We start from the raw sequence: 21358 nt of genomic DNA, 5'->3' as shown, positions 1-21358 counted from the left end.
ATGACCAGGCAACAGCAAGTGGTGATTGTCGGCGGCGGCGTGATTGGCCTGCTGACGGCGTTCAATCTCGCGTCCGAAGTGCAAAGTGTTGTGCTGCTGGATCGCTCGAACGTCGGTCAGGAGTCGTCCTGGGCGGGTGGCGGTATCGTTTCGCCGCTTTACCCGTGGCGCTACAGCCCAGCGGTCACCGCGTTGGCGCATTGGTCCCAGGATTTTTATCCACAGCTGGGTGAGCGACTGTTTGCCGCCACTGGTGTCGATCCCGAGGTGCATACCACCGGGTTGTACTGGCTGGATCTGGATGATGAAGCCGAGGCGCTGGCATGGGCCGAGCGTGAAAACCGGCCGTTGCGGGCTGTGGATATCTCGGCGGCTCACGACGCAGTGCCTGTGCTGGGCAGCGGTTTTTCCCGGGCGATCTACATGGCCGATGTGGCCAATGTGCGTAATCCGCGGCTGGTGAAGTCCCTCAAGGCTGCGTTGCTGGCGCTGCCGAACGTGACGATTCATGAGCAGTGTGAAGTCAGCGGGTTTATCCGTGAAGGCGCTACGGTGGTCGGGGTGCAGACCTCGGCGGGAGCGATTCATGGCGATCAGGTGGTGCTGACTGCGGGTGCCTGGAGCGGTGATTTACTCAAGAGCCTGGATCTGGAGCTGCCGGTCGAGCCGGTGAAAGGGCAGATGATTCTCTACAAATGCGCAGCGGATTTCCTGCCGAGCATGGTTCTGGCCAAGGGGCGTTATGCGATTCCCCGGCGCGACGGGCACATTCTGATCGGCAGTACACTGGAGCATGAAGGCTTCGACAAAACACCGACCGAATCTGCCCTGGAGAGCCTGAAGGCATCGGCGGTGGAGTTGATTCCTGCACTGGCGGGTGCCGAGGTCGTGGGCCACTGGGCCGGGTTGCGACCGGGCTCGCCGGAAGGCATTCCCTACATCGGTCGGGTGCCAGGGTTCGAAGGGCTTTGGCTCAATTGCGGGCATTACCGTAATGGCTTGGTGCTGGCGCCGGCATCGTGTCAGTTGTTTGCGGATGTGATGCTGGGGCGTGAGCCGATCATTGATCCGGCGCCGTATGCACCGGCGGGACGGATCTGAGACTCAATCGAGTCCCAGTTTCTTGAGCCTGTAGCGCATCGACCTGAATGAAAGATTTAACCGCTGAGCCGCCGCCGTGCGGTTCCAGCGGGTTTCTTCCAGGGCCTGGAGGATAAGGTTGCGTTCGACGTTTTCCAGGTAGTTTTCCAGGTTATCGATCTGCGTCAGGTCCGGCATACCACCTTCCGGGTTGCAGTTGCCTTCGGCCAGTCGCAGGTCGCTGGTTTCAATTTGTTTGTTTTCGCACAACGTGTGCGCCCGTTCGAGCACGTTCTCGAGTTCCCGCACGTTGCCGGGGAAGCGATAGCTTTTCAGCGCGTCGAGGGCATGGGGGTGGAGTTTTGCGGCGGGTTGGCCGGTGCTGATGGCCAGGCGTTTGAGCACATGGCTGGCGAGGGATTCGATGTCTTCACGGCGTTCGCGCAAGGGCGGCACCCGTAGTTCGATCACGTTCAACCGGTAATACAAATCCTGGCGAAAGCGTTCGGCGGCAACTTCGGTGTCGAGGTCTTTGTGGGTGGCGCAAAGGATACGCACATCGACCACGGTTTCCTGCTGTTCCCCGACACCGCGAACGGCTTTTTCCTGTATTGCCCGTAGCAGTTTGACCTGCATCGCCAGCGGCAAATCAGCCACTTCGTCGAGGAACAAGGTGCCGCCATGGGCGGCCTGGAACAGTCCGGGTTTGTCTTCGATGGCACCGCTGAAACTGCCTTTGCGATGACCGAAAAATTCGCTCTCCATCAATTCCGACGGAATCGCCCCGCAATTGACCGGGATAAAGGGTTGGCTGGCGCGCGGCCCTTGTTCATGGATCAGTCGCGCGACCAATTCCTTGCCGCTGCCGGATTCGCCGCTGATGTACACCGGGGCCTGACTGCGGGCCAGTTTGTCGATGTGTTTGCGCAGGGCGCGCATGGGCGGTGAATCACCCAGTAGCCGGCGATCGATGGCGATGCCGGTACCGCCCGGCGCAGGCAACCGAAGTGCGCTGCTGACCAGTTCCCGCAGGCGAGTGAGGTCCACCGGTTTGGTCAGGAAGTCGAAGGCGCCGGCCTTGAGGGCGTTGATCGCCGTTTCCAGGCTGCCATAAGCGGTGATCATTGCCACTGGTAATTGTGAGTGGCGTTGCTGGATGTGTTGCACCAGCTCAAGGCCGGTGCCGTCCGGCAAGCGCATGTCGGTCAGGCACAAATCGAACGTCTCTCGCGACAGCAGGGCCTGGGCTTCGCCGAGGTTGCGGGCACTGAAAGTGTCGAGTTTCATCCGGCCGAGGGTGATTTCCAGGAGTTCGCGGATATCCGGTTCGTCGTCGACGATCAGGACTTTTTGCCGTGGGCTCATGTTCAACTTTGTTTCCGTCCGTGAGCAAAAGTGATGCGAAAGCAGCCGCCGCCTTGGCGTGGTTTGAAGTCTAGGCGGGCCTGGTTGCTTTCGCACAGCTCACGGGACAGATAAAGCCCCAGGCCAGTGCCTTGGGGGCTGGTGGTGAAGAACGGTTCGAACAAGTGCACATGATGCTCCGGTGCCACGCCAGGGCCATCGTCGAGGATCTCGAGTACCGGCAGCTGGCTGTCCGGGTCGACGAACAACTTGAGCCAGACCTGCGCCAGGTCGTGATTCAAGGCGCTATGGCGCCAGGCATTGCGCAACAGATTGTCGAGAATCTGGGTCAGCTGGACTGGATCCATCAGGGTTTTGAAGTCCCCTGAGCCGATGCGCAAATGAATCTGCTGATGCTCGGTCGCCCCCTCGCGGGTTTCGTTGACGAACTGTTCCAGCCACGGCTTCAGGTCAAGCCGTTGCGCTACGGTTTGTTGGCGGCGGGACAGTTGCAGGACGTTTTCGATTACCCGATTCATTCGCTGAGAGTGGTCTTGAATAATCTGTGTCAGACGTCGATCCGCGCGGTTCAGTTCCTCTGACTCCTGCAATAGTTGTGCGGCATGACTAACGGCGCCCAGTGGATTGCGGATTTCATGGGCGATACCGGCGGTCAGGCGACCGAGGGCGGCGAGCTTCAATTGCTGGGCTTGTTGAGCGATCTGCGCCAGGTCTTCGAGAAAGACCAGGGTCTGGTGGTGCGGGCTTTGGTCCAGGGCAATGAAGCTCGGTTGCAGCTCCAGACCACTACTGGCGACTTTCAGGCTCTGGGGGCGCAGCGTCGGATTGTTGAACCACAGTTGCAGGCGTTCGACCAGGCTGGGTAAGTAGTCATCGATCAGCTGGCCTGCAAGATTTTCCCGGCCTAACAGGTTCAAGGCGCTGTGGTTGGCCAGTTGAACCCGCCGCTTGTCGTCGAGTACCAGGATGCCGGTACGCATGCGTTGCAGGATCAGTGCGTTGAGGGCTTCGAGGCCGACGACTTCGCTGGCCCGTTGTTCGGCGAGGGTTTCGCTGACCTCCAGGCGTCGGCTCAGCCCTTGCACCAGCAATGCCGCCGCAAAACACAGGGCGCCGAGCGTGCCGACTTGCAGGTAATCGTTGGGGGTAGCGGGATGGCTGAAACTCAGGAGGAAGCTCAACCCGACGATGCCAAGTGCGCCGACGGCGGCAATCAGCAGTCCGATGCGCCCTCGCAACAAGGTGTTACTGATGGCTACCGATACGATCAGCAAGTTGCCGATGGCGCTGGCCACACCGCCGGCGGCGTAGAACAGAGCGCACAGCAGCAGGACGTCGGTCAGCGCCAGGCTGAACAGTTGCGCCGGGCGCCGGGTGTTCCCGAGGAATACCACCAGCAGGATATTCAGCACCAGGTAAAACCAGCTGCCACTGCGCAGCAGGTCGTCATTGCTGAACGTCAGCAGCTGGTTGTCCATGTTGCTGGAGATCAACAGCACCAGGGTGATGCCGATGCTCAAACGGTAAAGGTGATAGAGGCGCAGCAGTCGCTGGGCCTGTTTGCTGCCGGGACTGGAGGTCTCAGCGATCACTGGAGCCCGGGCCTTGCTCAAGATGAGCCTGGCTGCAATACCACTGTTGTTGAAGGCTCAGCGCGCGGTCGCGTGGCAGGTGTACGCCGCAATGGGCGCAGCGGACCATCGGGGCCGCTTCCAGCTCGGCAGAGGACTTGGGCACGGAAGCCTGGCCCTTGAACTTGCGCCAGAACCATACCGCAGCGGCAATCAGGGCGATCCAGAACAGTAAACGAAGCATGATGAGCAGCTATTCGACGAGTGATGAGCCAGTTTAGCCAAGGACATGACCAGCGCACAGCGTAATCATCGAGCCCATAAAAAAGGAGCCTCGAAAGGCTCCTTTTTGTACAACCCGATGCGTCAGTCAAACACGCCGAAGGTCATGTAGCTGAACCACGAGCGGTCGCTGTTATTGGCTTCGGACTCGTGTTGCTCTTCTTCGATCACGTCGCCATTTTCATCTTTAGGCTTGAGATCGTTCGGAATCGCGTCCTTGGCGTCCTGGAATTGCTTCTGGACGTCCTGGTTGGCGCGGGTTTCGCCCGGCGGCAGCGGTGGACGGGATTCGATCAGGCCCAGGGTGGCCTTGCTCAACCACGACCGGTTGTCGGCTTCGGCCACCGAAGGCTGGAACTGACCGTCGACCAGGCTTGGATGGTTCGGGTAGTTGAGCTTCAGGGTTTCGAGGCTGGTGGCGGCCAGGTCGTCCAGGTGCAGACGCTGGTAAGCCTCTGTCATCACCGCCAGGCCGTCACCGACCGAAGGGGTTTCCTGGAAGTTTTCCACCACGTAGCGACCACGGTTCGCGGCGGCGACATAGGCCTGACGGGTCAGGTAGTAGTCGGCAACGTGAATCTCGTAGGCCGCCAGCAGGTTGCGCAGGTAGATCATGCGCTGCTTGGCGTCCGGCGAGTAGCGGCTGTTGGGGAAGCGGCTGGTCAGCTGGGCGAACTCGTTGTAGGAGTCGCGAGCGGCGCCCGGGTCACGCTTGGTCATGTCCAACGGCAGGAAGCGCGACAAGAGGCCGACGTCCTGGTCGAAAGAAGTCAGACCCTTGAGGTAATACGCGTAATCCACGTTCGGGTGCTGCGGGTGCAGGCGAATGAAGCGCTCGGCGGCGGACTTCGCAGCTTCAGGCTCGGTGTTCTTGTAGTTGGCGTAGATGAGCTCGAGTTGAGCCTGATCAGCGTAGCGACCGAACGGATAACGCGACTCCAGCGCCTTCAGCTTGGCTGTGGCGGCGGTGTAGCTATTGTTGTCCAGATCGTGCTGAGCCTGCTGGTACAGCTCGACCTCGCTCAGGTTTTCGTCTACGACTTCCTTCGATGAGCAAGCAGCGGTCAATGCGAGGATGGCGATCAGCAGCAGGTGTTTCACTTGCATGGCGGCTTGCGTCCCTATGACGGCCGCTGTCTTGGGCGGGGCCGTCCTGTTATGATGAGCGCCCCGTTGATAAGCCTCGGGGCAAAAGACGCCGTATTTAACCACAAGCGCGCAGCCGAAACCAAAGGCTGTGCCGACGCCTAGTCTGAGCATGTCCGATAAAATTGAACTTCGCGCAGAGGTGCCGTCCGAATTGGGCGGCCAACGCCTCGATCAAGTCGCCGCACAATTATTCGCTGAGCACTCGCGCTCGCGCCTTTCCGCCTGGATCAAAGACGGCCGCCTGACTGTGGATGGGGCGGTTATCCGCCCGCGAGACATTGTTCACGGTGGTGCCATTCTTGAACTCACTGCCGAGCAGGAAGCTCAGGGCGAATGGATCGCTCAAGACATAGAGCTGGACATCGTCTATGAAGACGACGACATCCTGGTGATCAACAAACCCGCGGGTCTGGTGGTGCATCCTGCCGCCGGTCACGCTGATGGCACCTTGCTCAACGCCTTGCTGCACCACGTGCCGGACATCATCAATGTGCCCCGCGCCGGTATCGTGCATCGCCTGGACAAGGACACCACCGGTCTGATGGTGGTGGCCAAGACCATTCAGGCGCAGACACAGCTTGTCACGCAATTGCAGAGCCGCAGCGTAAGCCGGATCTACGAGTGCATCGTGATCGGTGTGGTAACTGCCGGCGGCAAGATCAACGCGCCAATCGGTCGTCATGGTCAGCAACGCCAGCGCATGGCCGTGATGGAAGGTGGCAAGCAAGCCGTCAGCCATTACCGCGTGCTCGAGCGTTTCCGCTCCCACACTCACGTTCGGGTGAAGCTGGAAACCGGTCGTACGCACCAGATTCGTGTGCATATGGCTCACATCAACTTCCCGTTGGTCGGAGATCCTGCCTACGGCGGTCGTTTCCGTATTCCGCCGGCAGCCAGTGTGACCATGATCGAATCGTTGAAGGCATTCCCGCGTCAGGCGCTGCATGCGCGGTTCCTGGAGCTGGATCACCCGACTACCGGTAAACGCATGAGCTGGGAATCGCCACTGCCGGACGATTTCGTCTGGTTGCTGACGCTGCTCAAGCAAGACCGCGAAGCGTTCATCGGATGAGTGACTGGCTGATTCCCGACTGGCCTGCGCCTGCCGGGGTGAAAGCCTGTGTGACCACCCGTGCGGGCGGCGTCAGTCTGGCGCCGTTCGACAGCCTCAACCTCGGCGATCACGTCGATGACAGCCCCGAAGCTGTTGCCGAAAACCGCCGTCGCCTCACCGATCATTTTTCTATTCAGCCGGCCTGGTTAAAGCAGGTTCACGGCATTGCTGTGGCCCACGCAGACCCAAGCCTTACGGCCACTGCCGATGCCAGCTGGACGGCAACGCCCGGTATCGCCTGCACGGCGATGACCGCGGATTGCCTGCCGGCATTGTTTTGCGACCGTGCCGGCACTCGCGTAGCAGCGGCTCATGCCGGATGGCGCGGGTTGGCGGCAGGTGTGCTGGAAGCGACTCTAGACACGCTGGCCGTGCCACCAGAAGAAGTGCTGGTCTGGCTCGGTCCGGCCATTGGCCCGCAAGCCTTTGAAGTCGGTCCGGAAGTGCGCGAAACCTTCGTCGAGCAATTGCCCGAAGCCGCCAAAGCCTTTGTGCCGAGTGCCAATGCTGGCAAATTCATGGCTGATATCTATGAGTTGGCGCGTTTGCGTCTGGCGGCTCGAGGTGTCACCGCTGTTTATGGTGGCGGTTTCTGCACCGTGACCGATCCTCGCTTCTTTTCTTACCGCCGCAGCCCACGCACCGGCCGGTTTGCCTCTCTTGTCTGGCTCGAGCGCTAGACTTCGCTGATCTGCATCAACTGTTTGACGCTTGAATCTTCCAGAATCGACCGCATCTATAACGGTATCTGGCAGGTTTCTTCATTCAGGATGTTTTATAGGTCCGGCCTGCTCAAAAGGAAGGTGACCCATGCGTATAGACCGTTTAACCAGCAAATTGCAGTTAGCCTTGTCCGACGCCCAATCCCTGGCCGTCGGCCTCGATCATCCGGGCATTGAACCGGCGCACTTGATGCAAGCCATGCTCGAGCAGCAGGGTGGTTCGATCAAACCCCTGTTGATGCAGGTGGGCTTCGACGTCAACAGCCTGCGTAAAGAGCTGACCAAAGAGCTCGACCAACTACCAAAAATCCAGAACCCGACCGGCGACGTCAACATGTCGCAGGATTTGGCGCGCCTGCTCAATCAGGCCGATCGTCTGGCCCAGCAGAAGGGCGACCAGTTCATCTCCAGCGAGCTGGTGTTACTCGCCGCCATGGACGAGAACAGCAAGCTCGGCAAATTGTTGCTCGGTCAGGGCGTCAGCAAGAAAGCCCTGGAAAACGCGATCAACAACCTGCGCGGTGGTGAGGCCGTCAATGACGCCAACCACGAAGAGTCGCGTCAGGCGCTGGATAAATACACCGTCGACCTGACCAAGCGTGCCGAAGAAGGCAAGCTCGATCCGGTGATCGGCCGTGACGACGAAATTCGCCGGACCATTCAGGTCCTGCAACGCCGTACCAAGAACAACCCGGTGCTGATCGGTGAGCCGGGTGTGGGTAAAACCGCCATCGCTGAAGGCCTGGCCCAGCGCATCATCAACGGCGAAGTGCCGGATGGACTGAAAGGCAAACGCCTGCTGTCCCTGGACATGGGGTCGCTGATTGCCGGTGCCAAGTACCGCGGCGAGTTCGAAGAGCGCCTCAAATCCCTGCTCAACGAGCTGTCGAAGCAGGAAGGGCAGATCATTCTGTTCATCGACGAACTGCACACCATGGTCGGCGCCGGTAAAGGCGAAGGCTCGATGGACGCGGGCAACATGCTCAAGCCGGCGTTGGCGCGCGGTGAGCTGCACTGCGTTGGCGCGACCACGCTCAACGAGTACCGCCAATATATAGAGAAGGACGCAGCCCTCGAACGGCGCTTCCAGAAAGTGCTGGTGGACGAGCCGAGCGAAGAAGACACCATCGCGATTCTGCGTGGCCTGAAAGAGCGCTACGAGGTTCACCACAAGGTGGCGATCACCGACGGCGCGATCATCGCTGCGGCCAAGCTCAGTCATCGCTATATCACTGACCGTCAGCTGCCGGACAAAGCCATCGACCTGATCGATGAAGCGGCCAGCCGCATCCGCATGGAGATCGACTCCAAGCCCGAAGTGCTCGATCGTCTGGAGCGTCGTCTGATTCAGCTGAAGGTGGAATCCCAGGCGCTGAAGAAAGAAAGCGACGAAGCCGCGATAAAACGTCTGGAAAAACTCCAGGAAGAAATCGTCCGCCTCGAACGTGAGTACTCGGACCTGGAGGAAATCTGGAACGCGGAAAAAGCCGAAGTTCAGGGTTCTGCGCAGATCCAGCAGAAAATCGAACAGTCCCGTCAGGAACTGGAAGCTGCCCGCCGCAAAGGCGACTTGAACCGCATGGCCGAGTTGCAGTACGGGATCATCCCGGACCTGGAGCGCAGCCTGCAAATGGTCGACCAGCACGGCAAAACTGAAAACCAGTTGCTGCGTAGCAAGGTGACCGAAGAAGAGATCGCTGAAGTCGTTTCGAAGTGGACCGGTATTCCGGTGTCGAAAATGCTCGAAGGCGAGCGCGACAAGCTGATGAAGATGGAAAGCCTGTTGCACCAACGTGTAATCGGCCAGGACGAAGCGGTGATTGCCGTTTCCAACGCGGTGCGGCGGTCCCGTGCCGGGTTGTCCGATCCGAATCGCCCGAGCGGCTCGTTCATGTTTCTCGGCCCGACCGGTGTCGGTAAAACCGAGCTGTGCAAGGCGCTGGCCGAGTTCCTCTTTGATACGGAAGAGGCGATGGTGCGGATCGACATGTCCGAATTCATGGAGAAACATTCCGTGGCGCGTCTGATCGGTGCGCCACCAGGCTACGTAGGCTATGAAGAGGGCGGTTACCTGACCGAGGCGGTGCGTCGCAAGCCTTATTCGGTGATTCTCCTGGACGAGGTCGAGAAGGCCCACCCGGACGTCTTCAACATCTTGCTGCAAGTGCTGGAGGATGGCCGACTGACCGACAGTCATGGCCGCACGGTGGATTTCAAAAATACTGTGATTGTCATGACCTCCAACCTCGGCTCCGTGCAGATCCAGGAACTGGTCGGTGATCGTGAGGCCCAGCGTGCGGCGGTGATGGATGCGATTTCCACGCACTTCCGGCCGGAGTTCATCAACCGGGTCGATGAAGTGGTGATCTTCGAGCCGTTGGCTCGGGATCAGATCGCGGGCATTACCGAGATCCAGTTGGGTCGTCTGCGCAGTCGCCTGACCGAGCGCGAGCTGAAGCTTGATCTCAGCCCTGAGGCCATGGATAAGCTGATCGCTGTCGGTTACGACCCGGTTTACGGCGCACGGCCGCTCAAACGAGCGATTCAGCGCTGGATCGAGAACCCGCTGGCTCAGTTGATTCTGTCGGGTCGTTTCATGCCCGGCGATACCGCCCAAGGTGTAGTGGAAAACGACGAAATCGTATTCGTCTGATCCGCCCAGGCAACAAAACTGATGAGGCCTCGCATTGCGAGGCCTTTTTTTCGCCAGGCTGTTGAACTCTAAGGAAAAGGCTTGTAAAGTGCGCCCCGCAGTAAGTCGCCCTGAAGGGTTCCAGCTCCCCAAGCAGGAATCTGAAATAAGTTGCAAATCATTAACTTGAAAGCAATTTAGGGGGTTGACAGAGGTGCTTAAGATTGTAGAATAGCGCGCCTCAGACACACGAACGCAGCGATGCGAACGGGTCGAAGAGAACGCAAAAAAGCTTCATCGTTGTAAATTGAAATATGTAGTTCCGTGATAGCTCAGTCGGTAGAGCAAATGACTGTTAATCATTGGGTCCCAGGTTCGAGTCCTGGTCACGGAGCCAATTTCAAACCGGGGTATAGCGCAGTCCGGTAGCGCGCCTGCTTTGGGAGCAGGATGTCAGGAGTTCGAATCCCCTTACCCCGACCATTTTTGGGTCGTTAGCTCAGTTGGTAGAGCAGTTGGCTTTTAACCAATTGGTCGTAGGTTCGAATCCCACACGACCCACCATTTTTGAAACCAGTTAACGCTGGGATCAGATCTTAAGATCAGAGGCCAAAAGCACTGATCGAAGAAGGCGACTTTTAAAAGGTCGCCTTTTTATTACCGGGGTATAGCGCAGTCCGGTAGCGCGCCTGCTTTGGGAGCAGGATGTCAGGAGTTCGAATCCCCTTACCCCGACCATATTAAAAATCCTCGTATCGAAAGATACGGGGATTTTTTTTGTCTTCGATTTTTTGTCTTCGAGAAATAACACTTCAGTCATCGTACAACTTGCCGATAACGAGGCGACGGGGTACTGCCGAAACAACACCCCTTATCCAAGCCACTACAAGAAAAGGGCGTTCGTTATGGTGCTTCGTCAGTTAAATATCGCTCCTCGGGCAGCCTTGGGGTTTGCCCTGATTGCCGTATTGGTCGCTTTGCTCGGGATTTTTGCCTTGGGGCAGATGTCGAGCATTCGCGACAGCGAGGTGGCGGTGGAGAAACAATGGCTGCCGAGCATTCGCGGTGGTGACGAGATCCGCGAAATCATGCTGCGCATCCGCACTATTTCCCTGCGCATGGCCCTGGATCAGGACCCGAAGAACATCCCTGTCTACCGCGGCCAGATGGACACCCGCGACAAAGAGTTGAGCCAGAAGATTGCGGCTTATGATCAGTTGGTCAACACCGCAGAAGGCAAGGCCTTGTATGACCAATTCAAAACCACCTTTGCGGCATATCGTTCCGGCATTGCTCAGTCTTTCTCTCTGGCCGAACAGGGTCGCCGCGACGAACTGACCAAACTGCTGCTGATCGACATGAAAACCGTGGTCGATGGCTCGGGCAAACAGCTCAATGACCTGGCGGACCTGTTCGCCAAACAAGTCGCCGCCGAGAGCCAGAAATCCGCAGCGCATTATGAAACGTCGCGAATGATCGTCAGCCTGTTCATCGCGTTGGCGGCATTGGCCACCGTCGGTCTGGCCATGTTGCTGACCCGCAGCATCGTCAAACCGTTGAGCGAAGCGCTGCATGCCGCGGAAAACGTGGCACGAGGCGACCTGACGCGCCCCATCGAAACCCATGGCAACGATGAAGTGAGTCGCTTGCTCAAGGCGTTGGCGACCATGCAGCGCAATCTGCGTGAAACCTTGCAAGGTATCAGCGGCTCGGCGGCGCAATTGGCGACAGCGGCTGACGAGTTGAATGCGGTCACGCTCGACAGCACGCAGAACCTGCAACAGCAGAACAACGAGATCGAACAAGCGGCGACGGCTGTCACTGAAATGACCACCGCTGTGGAGGAGGTCGCGCGAAACGCGGTGTCTACCTCCGACGCCACGCGCCAATCCAGTGAGTCCGCGCACGCCGGCCAGGAGCGGGTCAGCGAAACAGTCACGGCCATTGAAGCCCTGGCCAGTGATGTGCAAATTACCGGCGGATTGGTGCAGTCCCTGGCCAACCAGTCTCAGGACATCGGCAAGGTACTGGATGTGATTCGTGCGATTGCGGAGCAAACCAACTTGCTGGCCCTCAACGCTGCCATTGAAGCGGCGCGCGCCGGGGAAAGCGGTCGAGGTTTCGCGGTGGTTGCCGACGAAGTTCGCGCCTTGGCTTATCGCACGCAGCAATCGACTCAGGAAATCGAGCAAATGGTTCAGGGCATGCGCAACGGCTCAACCCAGGCGCTGGATTCCATGCACGCCAGCTCAACCCGTGCGGCCAGCACATTGGCCCTGGCCGAGCGTGCTGGCGAAGCGTTGCAGACCATCACCGCGTCGGTGCATCAGATCCATGAACGCAATCTGGTGATCGCCAGCGCTGCCGAAGAACAGGCGCAGGTGGCGCGGGAAGTGGATCGCAATCTGGTGAATATTCGTGACCTTTCGGTGCGATCTGCCGCCGGGGCGGATCAGACCAGCGCGTCCAGCCAAGAACTTTCACAGCTGGCCAATTCGTTGCGAACCATGGTGCAGCGCTTTCAGGTGTAAAACTGTGAAATGAAAAAAAGCCCCGCTTCTCGATGAAGAAGCAGTGCTTGGACTACAGCAACTTAGCTATTGTCTTTCAGGTGCTCGAACAAGCCCTTCGGCATTTTTTTGCCATTGGCTTCGTAGTTGGCTTTCACGTTATCAAAAGCCTCTTGTTCGTCGATTTGGCCGTCATGATTGGTGTCGATCTTGTCGAAGTTGGCCTTGGGCGCCACTTTCAGGAATTCCGCACGGGAGACCTTGCCGTCACCATCGGTGTCAGTTTTTGCCATCGACGCATCGCCACACTTGCCTTCGCCACATTTACCTTCAGGCGTCTTCACGACCTGTTCGGCCGAGGCCAGCAGGTAGCCCTGAGTCAGAGGTTGCGAGGCGAAAACAGCGCCGGACAACATCATGCCACCGGCCAAAACAGCGCCGAGCAGACCGATAGTGTTTTTGGTGGTACGGGACATTTCAATACTCCTGGGTTGCACGACACAACCGTTCGATAAAGGACGCCACGTAAGTGCGGCGATAACCGTAGCGGGCGGGGTGCCTTGCTCGGGTGTGGCCATTTAGCGGGTGTGGTGTATCGCTACTGTGTCGCGCAAGGGGGGAGTTTGTAAGCGAAGGGGGAAAATCGCGGGGGGAGATACAGTGAGACACACATCTCCAAATCAATGGAGATCAACTGTGGGAGCGGGCTTGCTCGCGAAAGCGGTGGGTCAGGCAACATTTACGTCGACTGACACGCCCTCTTCGCGAGCAAGCCCGCTCCCACACTAGATCGCGTTAGTGCAGTTTGAGACGTGGCTCAGTCCCGCGCCCGATTTTGCTGCCCAACATCAACATCGCCGTGCGAAACGCGCCATACAGCGCCATCTGGTGCATGCGGTACAGCGACACGTAAAACATCCGCGCCAGCCAGCCTTCAAGCATCACGCTGCCGGTGAGGTTGCCCATCAAGTTACCCACAGCCGAAAAACGCGACAGCGAGATCAGCGAGCCGTAGTCGGTGTATTTGTACGCAGGCAGAGGTTTGCCTTCGATCCTCAGTTTCAGCGATTTGGCCAGCAACGAAGCTTGCTGATGGGCAGCCTGGGCGCGTGGCGGTACATTGCGATCGGTGCCCGGCTGCGGGCAGGCCGCGCAGTCACCGAAGGCGAAGATGTTCTCGTCGCGGGTGGTTTGCAGGGTCGGCAGCACTTGCAGCTGATTGATCCGGTTGGTCTCCAGGCCATCGATGTCCTTGAGGAAACCCGGTGCACGAATCCCGGCGGCCCAGACTTTCAGGCTGGCGTTGATGACTTTGCCATCGGCGGTAATCAGGCTGTCGGCCGTCACTTCACTGACCGCGGCATTGGTCATGACGTTGACCCCGAGTTTCTCCAGGGTTTTATGCACAGGCCCGCCGATACGTTCCGGCAGGGCGGGCAGCACCCGTGGCCCGGCTTCGATCAGCGTGATGTGCATGTTTTCCGGTTTGATCCGGTCAAGACCATAGGCGGCCAATTCATGCGCGGCGTTGTGCAATTCGGCGGCCAGCTCAACGCCGGTGGCACCGGCGCCGACGATGGCGACGCTGATCTGCTCGACCTTGTCGGTCTGCCCGGCATGGGCGCGCAGGTAGTGATTGAGCAATTGCTGGTGGAAACGCTCGGCCTGTTTGCGGGTGTCGAGGAACAGGCAGTGTTGCGCCGCGCCCTGCGTGCCGAAATCGTTGGTGGTGCTGCCGACCGCGATCACCAACGAGTCGTAACCCAGTTCGCGCGCGGGGACCAGTTCCACGCCGGCTTCGTCATAGGTGGCGGCCAGCTGGATTTTCTTCTGTGCGCGATCAAGCCCGCTCATGCGCCCCAGCTGGAACTCGAAGTGGTTCCATTTCGCCTGGGCAACATAGTTGAGTTCGTCTTCGGAAGAGTTCAGGGAACCTGCCGCCACTTCATGCAACAGCGGTTTCCAGATGTGGGTCAGGTTCGCGTCGACCAGCATCACACTGGCCGTGCCGCGCTTGCCCAGAGTCTTACCCAGACGGGTAGCCAACTCCAGACCGCCGGCGCCGCCGCCAACGATGACAATACGATGAGTCATGGGGATATCTCGCAAGGCTAAAAGAAATCGGTGCAATTACCCGAGCGAGCGCGATGCAGCTCATAGCGTCAGGTAACTGATAAGTCGGCTCAACAGGCCTAAACCAATGGTCACTGCCAACACCACCACCAGGAGCATCCACGGCCGAAAAGGCCGGCGCTCGACTTGGTGCTGGGACAGTTGCAGGTACTCTTCGACATGCTTTTGGTCGTCGGGGTTCAGGCGGCTGGTCATATTGGGCCTCGTCAGGGGTAGACGTTGCTAAATGTGTAGAAGCTACAGCAGGTTTTAGCCCACATTGAACGGAGCATAGCCGCTGGCAGGAATGGGCTCGACGCTCACCGTATCGTCCAGGCGAATGATTCCACTTTGTAACACTCGGGCGGTGATTCCGCCATGTCCGCGAACGGCCTGAAAGGTCCCCGGGCCGAGGTTGTTCTCGAGACGGGCGCAGGGTTGGCACCAGCCCGTAGTTTCGAAAATCGCCTGTCCGATCCTGAAGCGACGGCCCTTGAGGCTAAACAGGTTGATACCGCTGATAACGAGGTTGCGTCGCAAATCATTAGGTAATACCGGTTTATCTTCCGGCCGGCCCATCAGCGAATTGATCACCGCCAGATGCTCCCATTGCATCAGCGTGACCTGACGCGCATTGCGTATGCCGGGACGCGTGTGATCACCGGTCAAACCGGCTTCAAGCCGCGCCTCCACGGCATCGAGTTCGATCATTTGAGAACGTGACTGCGGCCGCACGCCGATCCAGCGAACGCAACCCGTTTGCGGCACTTCGGCAATCAGCTCCTGCAATGGACTCACAGGCTGATCCCGACGTCGAAAACAATGCTGCGACCCAGGTTGCTGCGCAGAAAATCCGGCGCATCCGGGTGCGCGAACAGCACACGGGCGAAGGTCGGACCGACCAGCGACAACGAGCGCCAGCCCTGGCGCAGGTATTCGGTCGGTGGCGGGAAATGGCTGTTGAGGTCCAGCACTTCGCGCTTGAGGCTGGCGAAGGCGATGATGTCCAGTTCGCCCAGGTCCATGCCGCGTTCTTTGTAGTTGTGCGCTTTTTTGCGCAAGGTCGGCGCCAGTCTCAGCAAGAATTCATTGGCCGGAATGCGCCGGGGCTTGGCCTCGCGGCGCACCAGCGAACTGAGGGAAAACGCGCTGCGCCGGCGTTGCAGTTCATCGCGCCATTCGTCGTTGAGGCGTCGGCCTTCATCGAGCACGAAAAACACTTCGAAACTGGCGTCACGAAACAGCACGTCCGGCGGCTCCCCGGCCGGGGCGAATTCGTCGGCGCGATAGGGAATGTTCAGGCCTTGCAGCAGGCGCTGACAAACCCAACGCTCACGCTCCCATTTGCGGGCATTGGACAGGAACGCGTTGGCTTGCTCGGCCGCGATGGTCAGCAGGCGTAAATAATCTGAGTCATCCATAAGCCCAAGCTTAGCGTTCAAATGCGATCGCAAAGAAGACAGTTTATCGGAGAGGGTCAGATCTGCCGGATCTGCGGCGCGCCATGCCCGCAACAATCCTCATCCCGCGCCCGGTTCAGGGCATTGCACAAAACGGATAGCGATCTGCGCAAAGCGGATATTGCCTCGTGCCTGGCGTCTTTACCCTCGGCTGTACGGACGTTAGCCGTGTTGCCGACGCTTTTAAAAAAATAACAACAAGAGATAAATGCCATGCGCAAGATCGACGTACATGAGGTTATCGACAACGCACGATTCAACCGCTTTCACTGGATGGTGCTGTTCTGGTGTGCCCTGATCATCATTTTCGACGGTTACGATTTGGTGATCTACGGCGTTGTGCTGCCGATGCTGATGAAAGAGTGGGGGCTCAGTCCCCTGCAAGCGGGCGCACTGGGCAGCTATGCACTGTTCGGGATGATGTTCGGCGCGCTGTTCTTCGGCCCGCTGTCGGACAGGATCGGCCGCAAAAAAGCCATCACGATCTGCGTGATGCTGTTCAGCGGTTTTACCGTGCTCAATGGTTTTGCCCGCAACCCCACCGAGTTTGGCCTCTGCCGGTTCATTGCTGGCCTGGGCATTGGCGGGGTGATGCCTAACGTCGTGGCGCTGATGAACGAGTACGCGCCAAAGAAAATCCGCAGCACGCTGGTGGCGATCATGTTCAGCGGCTACTCGGTGGGCGGCATGCTCTCGGCGGGGCTCGGTATCGTGCTGATCCCGAGTTTTGGCTGGCAATCGGTGTTTTACGTGGCCGTGCTGCCGCTGCTGTTGTTGCCGTTGATCATGTACTTCCTGCCCGAGTCGGTGGGTTTCATGCTGCGTCAGGGGCGCAATCAAGAGGCGCGCAACATCCTGCAGCGGGTTGACCCGGCTTACGTCGCGCAAACCGGCGATCAGTTGCACATGAGCGAAGTGAAGGGCGCTGGCACCCCGGTGTTGCAACTGTTTCGCGAAGGTCGTGCGCTGCGCACGCTGATGTTGTGGCTGGCGTTTTTCTGCTGCTTGCTGATGGTCTACGCCTTGAGTTCCTGGCTGCCAAAACTGATGGCCAACGCCGGTTACAGCCTGGGCTCGAGTCTGTCGTTCCTGCTGGTGCTCAACTTCGGTGCCATTTTCGGCGCGGTCGGCGGCGGTGTGCTGGGGGACAAACTCAACTTGCCACGGGTGTTGGCGGTGTTCTTCGCCGTGGCTGCCGTGTCGATCACCTTGCTGGGTTTCAACAGCCCGATGCCGCTGTTGTACCTGCTGATCGCCATTGCCGGCGCCACCACCATTGGCTCGCAGATTCTTTTGTACGCCTGCGCCGCGCAGTTCTACTCCATGACCATTCGCTCCACCGGTTTGGGCTGGGCCTCGGGTATCGGGCGCAACGGCGCCATCGTCGGACCGCTGCTGGGCGGTGCGTTGCTCGGGATCAGCCTGCCGCTGCAACTGAACTTCATGGCCTTTGCCTTGCCCGGTGCGGTGGCCGCCATCGCCATGACCGTGTTCGCCATCAGCAGTCGGCGCAGTAACAAGCAAGTGCTGTCGGGCCTGAGCCATGGTTCGCCCGACGGGTCTGTTGGCGAAGCTTCATGAAAACGTTCGTCCGGGATTTTTCCCTGTCTGCGGCAGTCGCCGGTTTTATCGCCACGGTGATTTCCTACGCAGGTCCGTTGGTGATCATCTTTCAGGCCGCCGAGACCGCACACCTCTCGCGGGAGGTGTTGTCTTCCTGGGTCTGGGCGATTTCCATCGGCAGCGCCGTGCTTGGCATCGGTCTGAGCCTGCGTTACCGCGTCCCGGTGATCATCGCGTGGTCGGCGCCGGGTTCGGCCTTGCTGGTGGCGCTGTTGCCGGGGATCTCCATGCCGGAAGCAGTAGGCGCGTATCTGGTCAGCAGCCTGATTATCTTTCTGGTCGGGGTGTCGGGGGCGTTTGACCGGATCATCAGCAAACTGCCGGCGGCGATTGCGGCAGCGATGCTGGCGGGGATTCTGTTCAGCTTCGGTACTGGGTTGTTCGTCTCGTTGCAGGGCAAACCGGCGCTGGTGCTGGCGATGTTTGTCACGTACCTGATCTGCAAACGGCTGATGCCGCGTTATGCGGTGTTGATGGTGCTGCTGGTGGGCTGCTCGATGGCTTTTCTCGCCGGTGATTTGCACAGCGAGGCGTTGGTGATCGGCTTGGCCACGCCGGTGTGGATCACGCCCGCGTTCAGCCTGAGCGCGACCCTGAATATCGCCTTGCCGCTGGTGATGGTGGCGCTGACCGGCCAGTTCGTTCCCGGCATGGCGGTGTTGCGCGCCAGCGGTTACGCAACACCGGCCGGCCCGATCATCGCCAGCAGTGCGGTGGGCACGGCGCTGTTGGCGCCGTTCGGTTGCCATGGCCTGAATCTGGCAGCCATCACCGCGGCGATTTGTACCGGGCGCGAGGCCCATGAAGATCCCGGCAAACGCTATGTGACCGGGGTTGTGGGCGGGCTGTGTTACCTGGTGCTGGGGATCTTCGGCGCCACCCTGGTTTCACTGTTTTCGGCGTTCCCCAAAGAGCTGATCGCAGCCTTGGCCGGGCTGGCGCTGTTCGCCGCGATTGCCGGGGCGTTGGCCGGCGCTATGGCCGTGCCTAGTGATCGCGAAGCCGCGTTGGTGACTTTTCTGACCACCGCGTCGGGCATGTCGTTGTTGGGTTTGTCCGCCGCTTTTTGGGGGCTGATTTTCGGCATGGTCACGCACTTGTTGTTAAACGCCCGTCGTCCCGTTCCCCGCCGCGAGTCCGCTACGGCTGAAGCACTTCAACCTGTCGATCAATAAAAATAAGAGAAAAAACGATGAAACCAATTCTTCCAACAACCGGTTCAGTGTTGTCCATGGCGATCGTCTCGAGTTTCTCCGCCGGTGCGATGGCGGCCGAGGGCGGCTTCATCGAAGACGCCACGGCGACCTTGCAAGCACGCAACTACTACTTCAGCCGGGACTTTTCCGACATCGTCGGGGCCAACCAACAATCGAAGGCCGAAGAGTGGGCGCAGGGCTTCATCCTCAACGTCAAATCCGGTTATACCCAGGGCCCCGTCGGTTTTGGTGTGGATGTCATTGGCCTGCTCGGCCTCAAACTCGACAGCAGCCCGGACCGGGTCAATACCGGTTTGCTGCCGGTGCAGGGTGACGGGCGCGCGGCGAATGATTACAGCCGACTGGAAGGCGCGTTGAAGGTGCGTGTCTCCAAAACCGAACTGAAGGTGGGTGAGCTGCAACCCAACCTGCCGGTGCTGGCCTTCAGCGATATCCGTTTGCTGCCACCCAGCTATCAGGGCGCGAGCATCAGCTCGAACGAGATCAACGGCCTGACGTTGCAAGGTGGTCACTTGAACTCGACCAGCCTGCGCAACGAGGCAGGCGACGAAAAGATGCAAGCCATGCTCGGTCATGTACCGCAGCGTCAGGTCAGCAGTGATGGCTTCAACTTTGCCGGCGCCGATTACGCCTTCAACGATAAACGCAGCTCGGTCAGCGCCTGGTTCGGGCAACTGGAAGATATCTACAACCAGCGTTTTCTCGGCCTCAAGCACAGCGAGCCACTCGGTAACTGGATCCTGGGCGCCAACCTCGGGTATTACGATTCGCGCGAAGACGGCAAAAAGCTGCTGGGCAACATCGACAACCAGGCGTTCTTCTCCTTGCTGTCGGCCAAGCGTGGCGGCCACACGTTCTATGTCGGCTATCAGGGCATGTTCGGCGACAGCGCCTTCCCGCGAGTGTTTGCCAACATCAGCCCACTGGGTAACGAGGTGCCGACCTACGAGTTCGCCTACACCGATGAGCGCTCCTGGCAGGCGCGTTACGACTACGATTTTGCGGCCCTCGGCGTGCCGGGGCTGACCAGCACGGTGCGCTACATCACCGGCAACAATGTCGATACCGGCAAAGGGTTCGAGGGCAAGGACCGCGAGCGTGATCTAGACATCGGCTATGTGCTGCAGAGCGGCAGCCTCAAAGGCCTCGGGATTCGCGTGCGCAACGCGATGGCTCGCTCCAACTACCGCAGTGATATCGACGAAAACCGCTTGATCCTCAGCTACACATGGACGCTGCTATGAACCCTGAAAAAGAACAACCCACTTACAAAATCGGCTTGCAGGTCAAGCTGGAGCAGTTGACCGAGTCCGTGCTGCAAACCGAGGAAGACATGCGCTTTGCCAATCAACTGGCGCGCACGGCAGGTGAGCGGGTGAAGGCGAGTGCGCTGAGCATGCAGTCTTCGGCCAGTGTGCTGGAAGACCTGAACCTCTACATGCAGCGTCTGGATCAAGTGTTCGACGAGCTCGGCAGTCAGTCGATGCGCATCGGCGCGATTGTCGGCAGCATCCAGGACATTTCCCGTCAGACCAACTTGTTGGCGTTGAACGCAGCCATTGAGGCGGCGAGGGCGGGCAGCCATGGCCGAGGGTTTGCGGTGGTGGCCGATGAGGTGCGCAATCTCTCGCGTCAGGCAGCGGACTCCAGTGCGCAGATCCGGCAAATCGCTACGGGGCTGGAACAGTCCGCTGAACAGGCACGCCAAGGTCTTCAGCAGTTGTCCGGCTCTACCCGTCTGGGCCTGGAAAAGGCCGGAGTGGCCTTGCACTCGATGGGCGAACTGCAAAGCGGTGCGGTTGCCAGGGTCGAGGTGGTCGAACGCATCATGGCGCGCCTGGCCAGCCTGCATGATCTGGCCTTGCAGGCGAAACGAATGATCGTGTGAGTCGTGCAATGTTCCAGTGATTACAGGTTGCTGGTGCAGTCACCCATGACTTCGTACGTCACGCGATGGGTCTGGCCTTGATGATCGACATACTCCATGGCCGCCGGCACAACCCCGCAGGCGGTTGCGGTGTTCGACACTGAAACCACTTCGGCGATGTCCAGCGGCTGTGCCGGGTTGTAAAGGGTGGCAGCTGGCTCGTTGCCGGCGGCCATGGCCGAGGTGGCGACAACGGTCAGAAACAGGCTGATCAGGGTTTTCATTTTTCTGTGCTCCGTGTGGGTTCCGATGTCTGAATTCTAGTCTTTGCCCGCGATCGATAAAGGGGCCTGGGTTTGATTCAGCCTTACAGAAAACGTAACAATCGCTGGGTCTTTGATCGGGTACATATCCGTTTTTTCGGTAAGGGCGGCTGGCGGTTTCGCTTTTACAGCGAGTCACTTTGGAAAAGCCCCAAAGTAACCAAAGGGCTCTTGCCCCTGTCGTTCGGTGCCTCGCTTAGGCTCGGCATGCCCTCGCTCCGGTCCTGCTCCGTGGGCCCGCCGCCATCGGCCATCCATGGCCGGGGGCGGCTAACCCGGCATCCATGCCGGGTTGCCCACTGCGCAGAACCTCCACTCGGCCTCTCGAGGG

General features: G+C 59.3%; 19 protein-coding genes, 4 tRNA genes and 1 pseudogene. 14 read left to right on the top strand and 10 right to left on the bottom strand.

Annotated features, from left to right (window positions below):
- Nucleotides 1-1101: a glycine oxidase ThiO gene (thiO, locus tag KGB23_RS14950; RefSeq protein WP_223431644.1), complete on the top strand. Its 1101-nt coding sequence runs from the start codon at nucleotides 1-3 to the stop codon at nucleotides 1099-1101.
- Nucleotides 1102-1104: 3 nt separating this feature from the next.
- On the opposite strand, the gene KGB23_RS14945 is transcribed toward thiO, so the two are convergent.
- From KGB23_RS14945 to KGB23_RS14930, 4 genes are all read right to left on the bottom strand, one after another.
- Nucleotides 1105-2445, bottom strand: coding sequence for a sigma-54-dependent transcriptional regulator (locus KGB23_RS14945; RefSeq protein ID WP_223431643.1), 1341 nt, complete (start codon nucleotides 2443-2445; stop codon nucleotides 1105-1107).
- 2 nt (nucleotides 2446-2447) lie between these two features.
- Nucleotides 2448-4037 carry a sensor histidine kinase gene (locus KGB23_RS14940; protein ID WP_223431642.1) on the bottom strand — a complete coding sequence of 530 codons (1590 nt, stop codon included), beginning with the start codon at nucleotides 4035-4037 and terminating at the stop codon, nucleotides 2448-2450.
- Nucleotides 4027-4260 carry a PP0621 family protein gene (locus tag KGB23_RS14935; protein ID WP_008154904.1) on the bottom strand — a complete coding sequence of 78 codons (234 nt, stop codon included), beginning with the start codon at nucleotides 4258-4260 and terminating at the stop codon, nucleotides 4027-4029. Before KGB23_RS14935 ends, KGB23_RS14940 begins: the two co-directional genes overlap by 11 nt.
- A 122-nt stretch (nucleotides 4261-4382) precedes the next feature.
- Nucleotides 4383-5405, bottom strand: coding sequence for an outer membrane protein assembly factor BamD (locus KGB23_RS14930; protein ID WP_056742801.1), 1023 nt, complete (start codon nucleotides 5403-5405; stop codon nucleotides 4383-4385).
- A gap of 151 nt (nucleotides 5406-5556) precedes the next feature.
- On the opposite strand from KGB23_RS14930, the gene rluD reads away from it, so the two are divergent.
- The 9 genes and pseudogenes from rluD to KGB23_RS30430 all read left to right on the top strand — a co-directional run bounded on the left by rluD (nucleotide 5557) and on the right by KGB23_RS30430 (nucleotide 12446).
- Entirely contained in the window at nucleotides 5557-6519 is a 963-nt protein-coding gene (gene rluD / locus KGB23_RS14925) for a 23S rRNA pseudouridine(1911/1915/1917) synthase RluD (RefSeq protein ID WP_046048807.1), read from the top strand.
- Nucleotides 6516-7241, top strand: coding sequence for a peptidoglycan editing factor PgeF (pgeF, locus tag KGB23_RS14920; protein WP_223431641.1), 726 nt, complete (start codon nucleotides 6516-6518; stop codon nucleotides 7239-7241). The genes rluD and pgeF overlap by 4 nt, the downstream gene beginning before the upstream one ends.
- Before the next feature lie 130 nt (nucleotides 7242-7371).
- On the top strand, nucleotides 7372-9936 hold the full coding sequence (clpB, locus tag KGB23_RS14915) for an ATP-dependent chaperone ClpB (protein WP_223431640.1): 2565 nt from the start codon (nucleotides 7372-7374) through the stop codon (nucleotides 9934-9936).
- Nucleotides 9937-10236: 300 nt separating this feature from the next.
- Nucleotides 10237-10312, top strand: a tRNA-Asn gene (locus KGB23_RS14910).
- Between the two features lie 9 nt (nucleotides 10313-10321).
- Nucleotides 10322-10398: transfer RNA gene (locus KGB23_RS14905), tRNA-Pro, on the top strand.
- 5 nt (nucleotides 10399-10403) lie between these two features.
- Nucleotides 10404-10479, top strand: a tRNA-Lys gene (locus KGB23_RS14900).
- 97 nt (nucleotides 10480-10576) lie between these two features.
- A tRNA-Pro gene (locus tag KGB23_RS14895) sits at nucleotides 10577-10653 on the top strand.
- A gap of 167 nt (nucleotides 10654-10820) precedes the next feature.
- Nucleotides 10821-11591 (top strand): annotated as a pseudogene (locus KGB23_RS30435) (MCP four helix bundle domain-containing protein); the annotation flags it as partial.
- Entirely contained in the window at nucleotides 11583-12446 is an 864-nt protein-coding gene (locus tag KGB23_RS30430) for a methyl-accepting chemotaxis protein (RefSeq protein ID WP_411741501.1), read from the top strand. The pseudogene KGB23_RS30435 and the gene KGB23_RS30430, both read left to right, overlap by 9 nt.
- Before the next feature lie 62 nt (nucleotides 12447-12508).
- On the opposite strand, the gene KGB23_RS14885 is transcribed toward KGB23_RS30430, so the two are convergent.
- From KGB23_RS14885 to KGB23_RS14865, 5 genes are all read right to left on the bottom strand, one after another.
- A complete protein-coding gene (locus KGB23_RS14885; protein ID WP_223431638.1) occupies nucleotides 12509-12901 on the bottom strand; it encodes an EF-hand domain-containing protein in 393 nt (130 codons plus the stop codon).
- Nucleotides 12902-13220: 319 nt separating this feature from the next.
- Nucleotides 13221-14519: an NAD(P)/FAD-dependent oxidoreductase gene (locus KGB23_RS14880; RefSeq protein WP_095130590.1), complete on the bottom strand. Its 1299-nt coding sequence runs from the start codon at nucleotides 14517-14519 to the stop codon at nucleotides 13221-13223.
- Between the two features lie 60 nt (nucleotides 14520-14579).
- Nucleotides 14580-14753 (bottom strand): DUF3094 domain-containing protein, encoded by a 174-nt coding sequence (locus KGB23_RS14875; protein ID WP_008154890.1) that lies wholly within the window; start codon nucleotides 14751-14753, stop codon nucleotides 14580-14582.
- Nucleotides 14754-14807: 54 nt separating this feature from the next.
- Complete coding sequence (locus tag KGB23_RS14870) at nucleotides 14808-15335, bottom strand: MOSC domain-containing protein (protein ID WP_223431637.1); 528 nt, start codon at nucleotides 15333-15335, stop codon at nucleotides 14808-14810.
- Nucleotides 15332-15958: a DUF1780 domain-containing protein gene (locus KGB23_RS14865; protein ID WP_008154887.1), complete on the bottom strand. Its 627-nt coding sequence runs from the start codon at nucleotides 15956-15958 to the stop codon at nucleotides 15332-15334. The genes KGB23_RS14870 and KGB23_RS14865 overlap by 4 nt, the downstream gene beginning before the upstream one ends.
- A gap of 252 nt (nucleotides 15959-16210) precedes the next feature.
- Between KGB23_RS14865 and KGB23_RS14860 the strand changes: the two genes are divergently transcribed.
- From KGB23_RS14860 to KGB23_RS14845, 4 genes are read left to right on the top strand one after another with little or no spacing between them, the layout of a single operon-like run.
- A complete protein-coding gene (locus KGB23_RS14860; protein WP_223431636.1) occupies nucleotides 16211-17578 on the top strand; it encodes an aromatic acid/H+ symport family MFS transporter in 1368 nt (455 codons plus the stop codon).
- Complete coding sequence (locus tag KGB23_RS14855; protein WP_223431635.1) at nucleotides 17575-18795, top strand: benzoate/H(+) symporter BenE family transporter; 1221 nt, start codon at nucleotides 17575-17577, stop codon at nucleotides 18793-18795. The genes KGB23_RS14860 and KGB23_RS14855 overlap by 4 nt, the downstream gene beginning before the upstream one ends.
- Before the next feature lie 17 nt (nucleotides 18796-18812).
- Nucleotides 18813-20081 carry an OprD family porin gene (locus KGB23_RS14850; protein WP_223431634.1) on the top strand — a complete coding sequence of 423 codons (1269 nt, stop codon included), beginning with the start codon at nucleotides 18813-18815 and terminating at the stop codon, nucleotides 20079-20081.
- On the top strand, nucleotides 20066-20725 hold the full coding sequence (locus tag KGB23_RS14845) for a methyl-accepting chemotaxis protein (protein WP_411741500.1): 660 nt from the start codon (nucleotides 20066-20068) through the stop codon (nucleotides 20723-20725). Before KGB23_RS14850 ends, KGB23_RS14845 begins: the two co-directional genes overlap by 16 nt.
- 20 nt (nucleotides 20726-20745) lie before the next feature.
- Here KGB23_RS14845 and KGB23_RS14840 read toward each other — a convergent pair whose 3' ends face one another.
- Complete coding sequence (locus KGB23_RS14840) at nucleotides 20746-20988, bottom strand: DUF2790 domain-containing protein (RefSeq protein ID WP_223431633.1); 243 nt, start codon at nucleotides 20986-20988, stop codon at nucleotides 20746-20748.
- Between the last annotated feature and the right edge of the window lie 370 nt (nucleotides 20989-21358).

The organism is Pseudomonas sp. GL-B-26, assembly GCF_019947405.1.
Classification (GTDB): domain Bacteria; phylum Pseudomonadota; class Gammaproteobacteria; order Pseudomonadales; family Pseudomonadaceae; genus Aquipseudomonas.
Note: the sequence above shows the minus strand (reverse complement) of the source record. Positions and strands in the feature narration are given on the sequence as shown.

What these genes read in the sequence shown, in the direction of transcription:
- thiO (WP_223431644.1), top strand. Translation starts at nt 1, where the DNA reads ATGACCAGGCAACAGCAAGTGGTGATTGTCGGCGGCGGCGTGATTGGC.
- KGB23_RS14945 (WP_223431643.1), bottom strand. Translation starts at nt 2,445, where the DNA reads ATGAGCCCACGGCAAAAAGTCCTGATCGTCGACGACGAACCGGATATC.
- KGB23_RS14935 (WP_008154904.1), bottom strand. Translation starts at nt 4,260, where the DNA reads ATGCTTCGTTTACTGTTCTGGATCGCCCTGATTGCCGCTGCGGTATGG.
- KGB23_RS14930 (WP_056742801.1), bottom strand. Translation starts at nt 5,405, where the DNA reads ATGCAAGTGAAACACCTGCTGCTGATCGCCATCCTCGCATTGACCGCT.
- rluD (WP_046048807.1), top strand. Translation starts at nt 5,557, where the DNA reads ATGTCCGATAAAATTGAACTTCGCGCAGAGGTGCCGTCCGAATTGGGC.
- pgeF (WP_223431641.1), top strand. Translation starts at nt 6,516, where the DNA reads ATGAGTGACTGGCTGATTCCCGACTGGCCTGCGCCTGCCGGGGTGAAA.
- clpB (WP_223431640.1), top strand. Translation starts at nt 7,372, where the DNA reads ATGCGTATAGACCGTTTAACCAGCAAATTGCAGTTAGCCTTGTCCGAC.
- KGB23_RS30430 (WP_411741501.1), top strand. Translation starts at nt 11,583, where the DNA reads ATGCAGCGCAATCTGCGTGAAACCTTGCAAGGTATCAGCGGCTCGGCG.
- KGB23_RS14885 (WP_223431638.1), bottom strand. Translation starts at nt 12,901, where the DNA reads ATGTCCCGTACCACCAAAAACACTATCGGTCTGCTCGGCGCTGTTTTG.
- KGB23_RS14880 (WP_095130590.1), bottom strand. Translation starts at nt 14,519, where the DNA reads ATGACTCATCGTATTGTCATCGTTGGCGGCGGCGCCGGCGGTCTGGAG.
- KGB23_RS14875 (WP_008154890.1), bottom strand. Translation starts at nt 14,753, where the DNA reads ATGACCAGCCGCCTGAACCCCGACGACCAAAAGCATGTCGAAGAGTAC.
- KGB23_RS14865 (WP_008154887.1), bottom strand. Translation starts at nt 15,958, where the DNA reads ATGGATGACTCAGATTATTTACGCCTGCTGACCATCGCGGCCGAGCAA.
- KGB23_RS14860 (WP_223431636.1), top strand. Translation starts at nt 16,211, where the DNA reads ATGCGCAAGATCGACGTACATGAGGTTATCGACAACGCACGATTCAAC.
- KGB23_RS14855 (WP_223431635.1), top strand. Translation starts at nt 17,575, where the DNA reads ATGAAAACGTTCGTCCGGGATTTTTCCCTGTCTGCGGCAGTCGCCGGT.
- KGB23_RS14850 (WP_223431634.1), top strand. Translation starts at nt 18,813, where the DNA reads ATGAAACCAATTCTTCCAACAACCGGTTCAGTGTTGTCCATGGCGATC.
- KGB23_RS14845 (WP_411741500.1), top strand. Translation starts at nt 20,066, where the DNA reads ATGGACGCTGCTATGAACCCTGAAAAAGAACAACCCACTTACAAAATC.
- KGB23_RS14840 (WP_223431633.1), bottom strand. Translation starts at nt 20,988, where the DNA reads ATGAAAACCCTGATCAGCCTGTTTCTGACCGTTGTCGCCACCTCGGCC.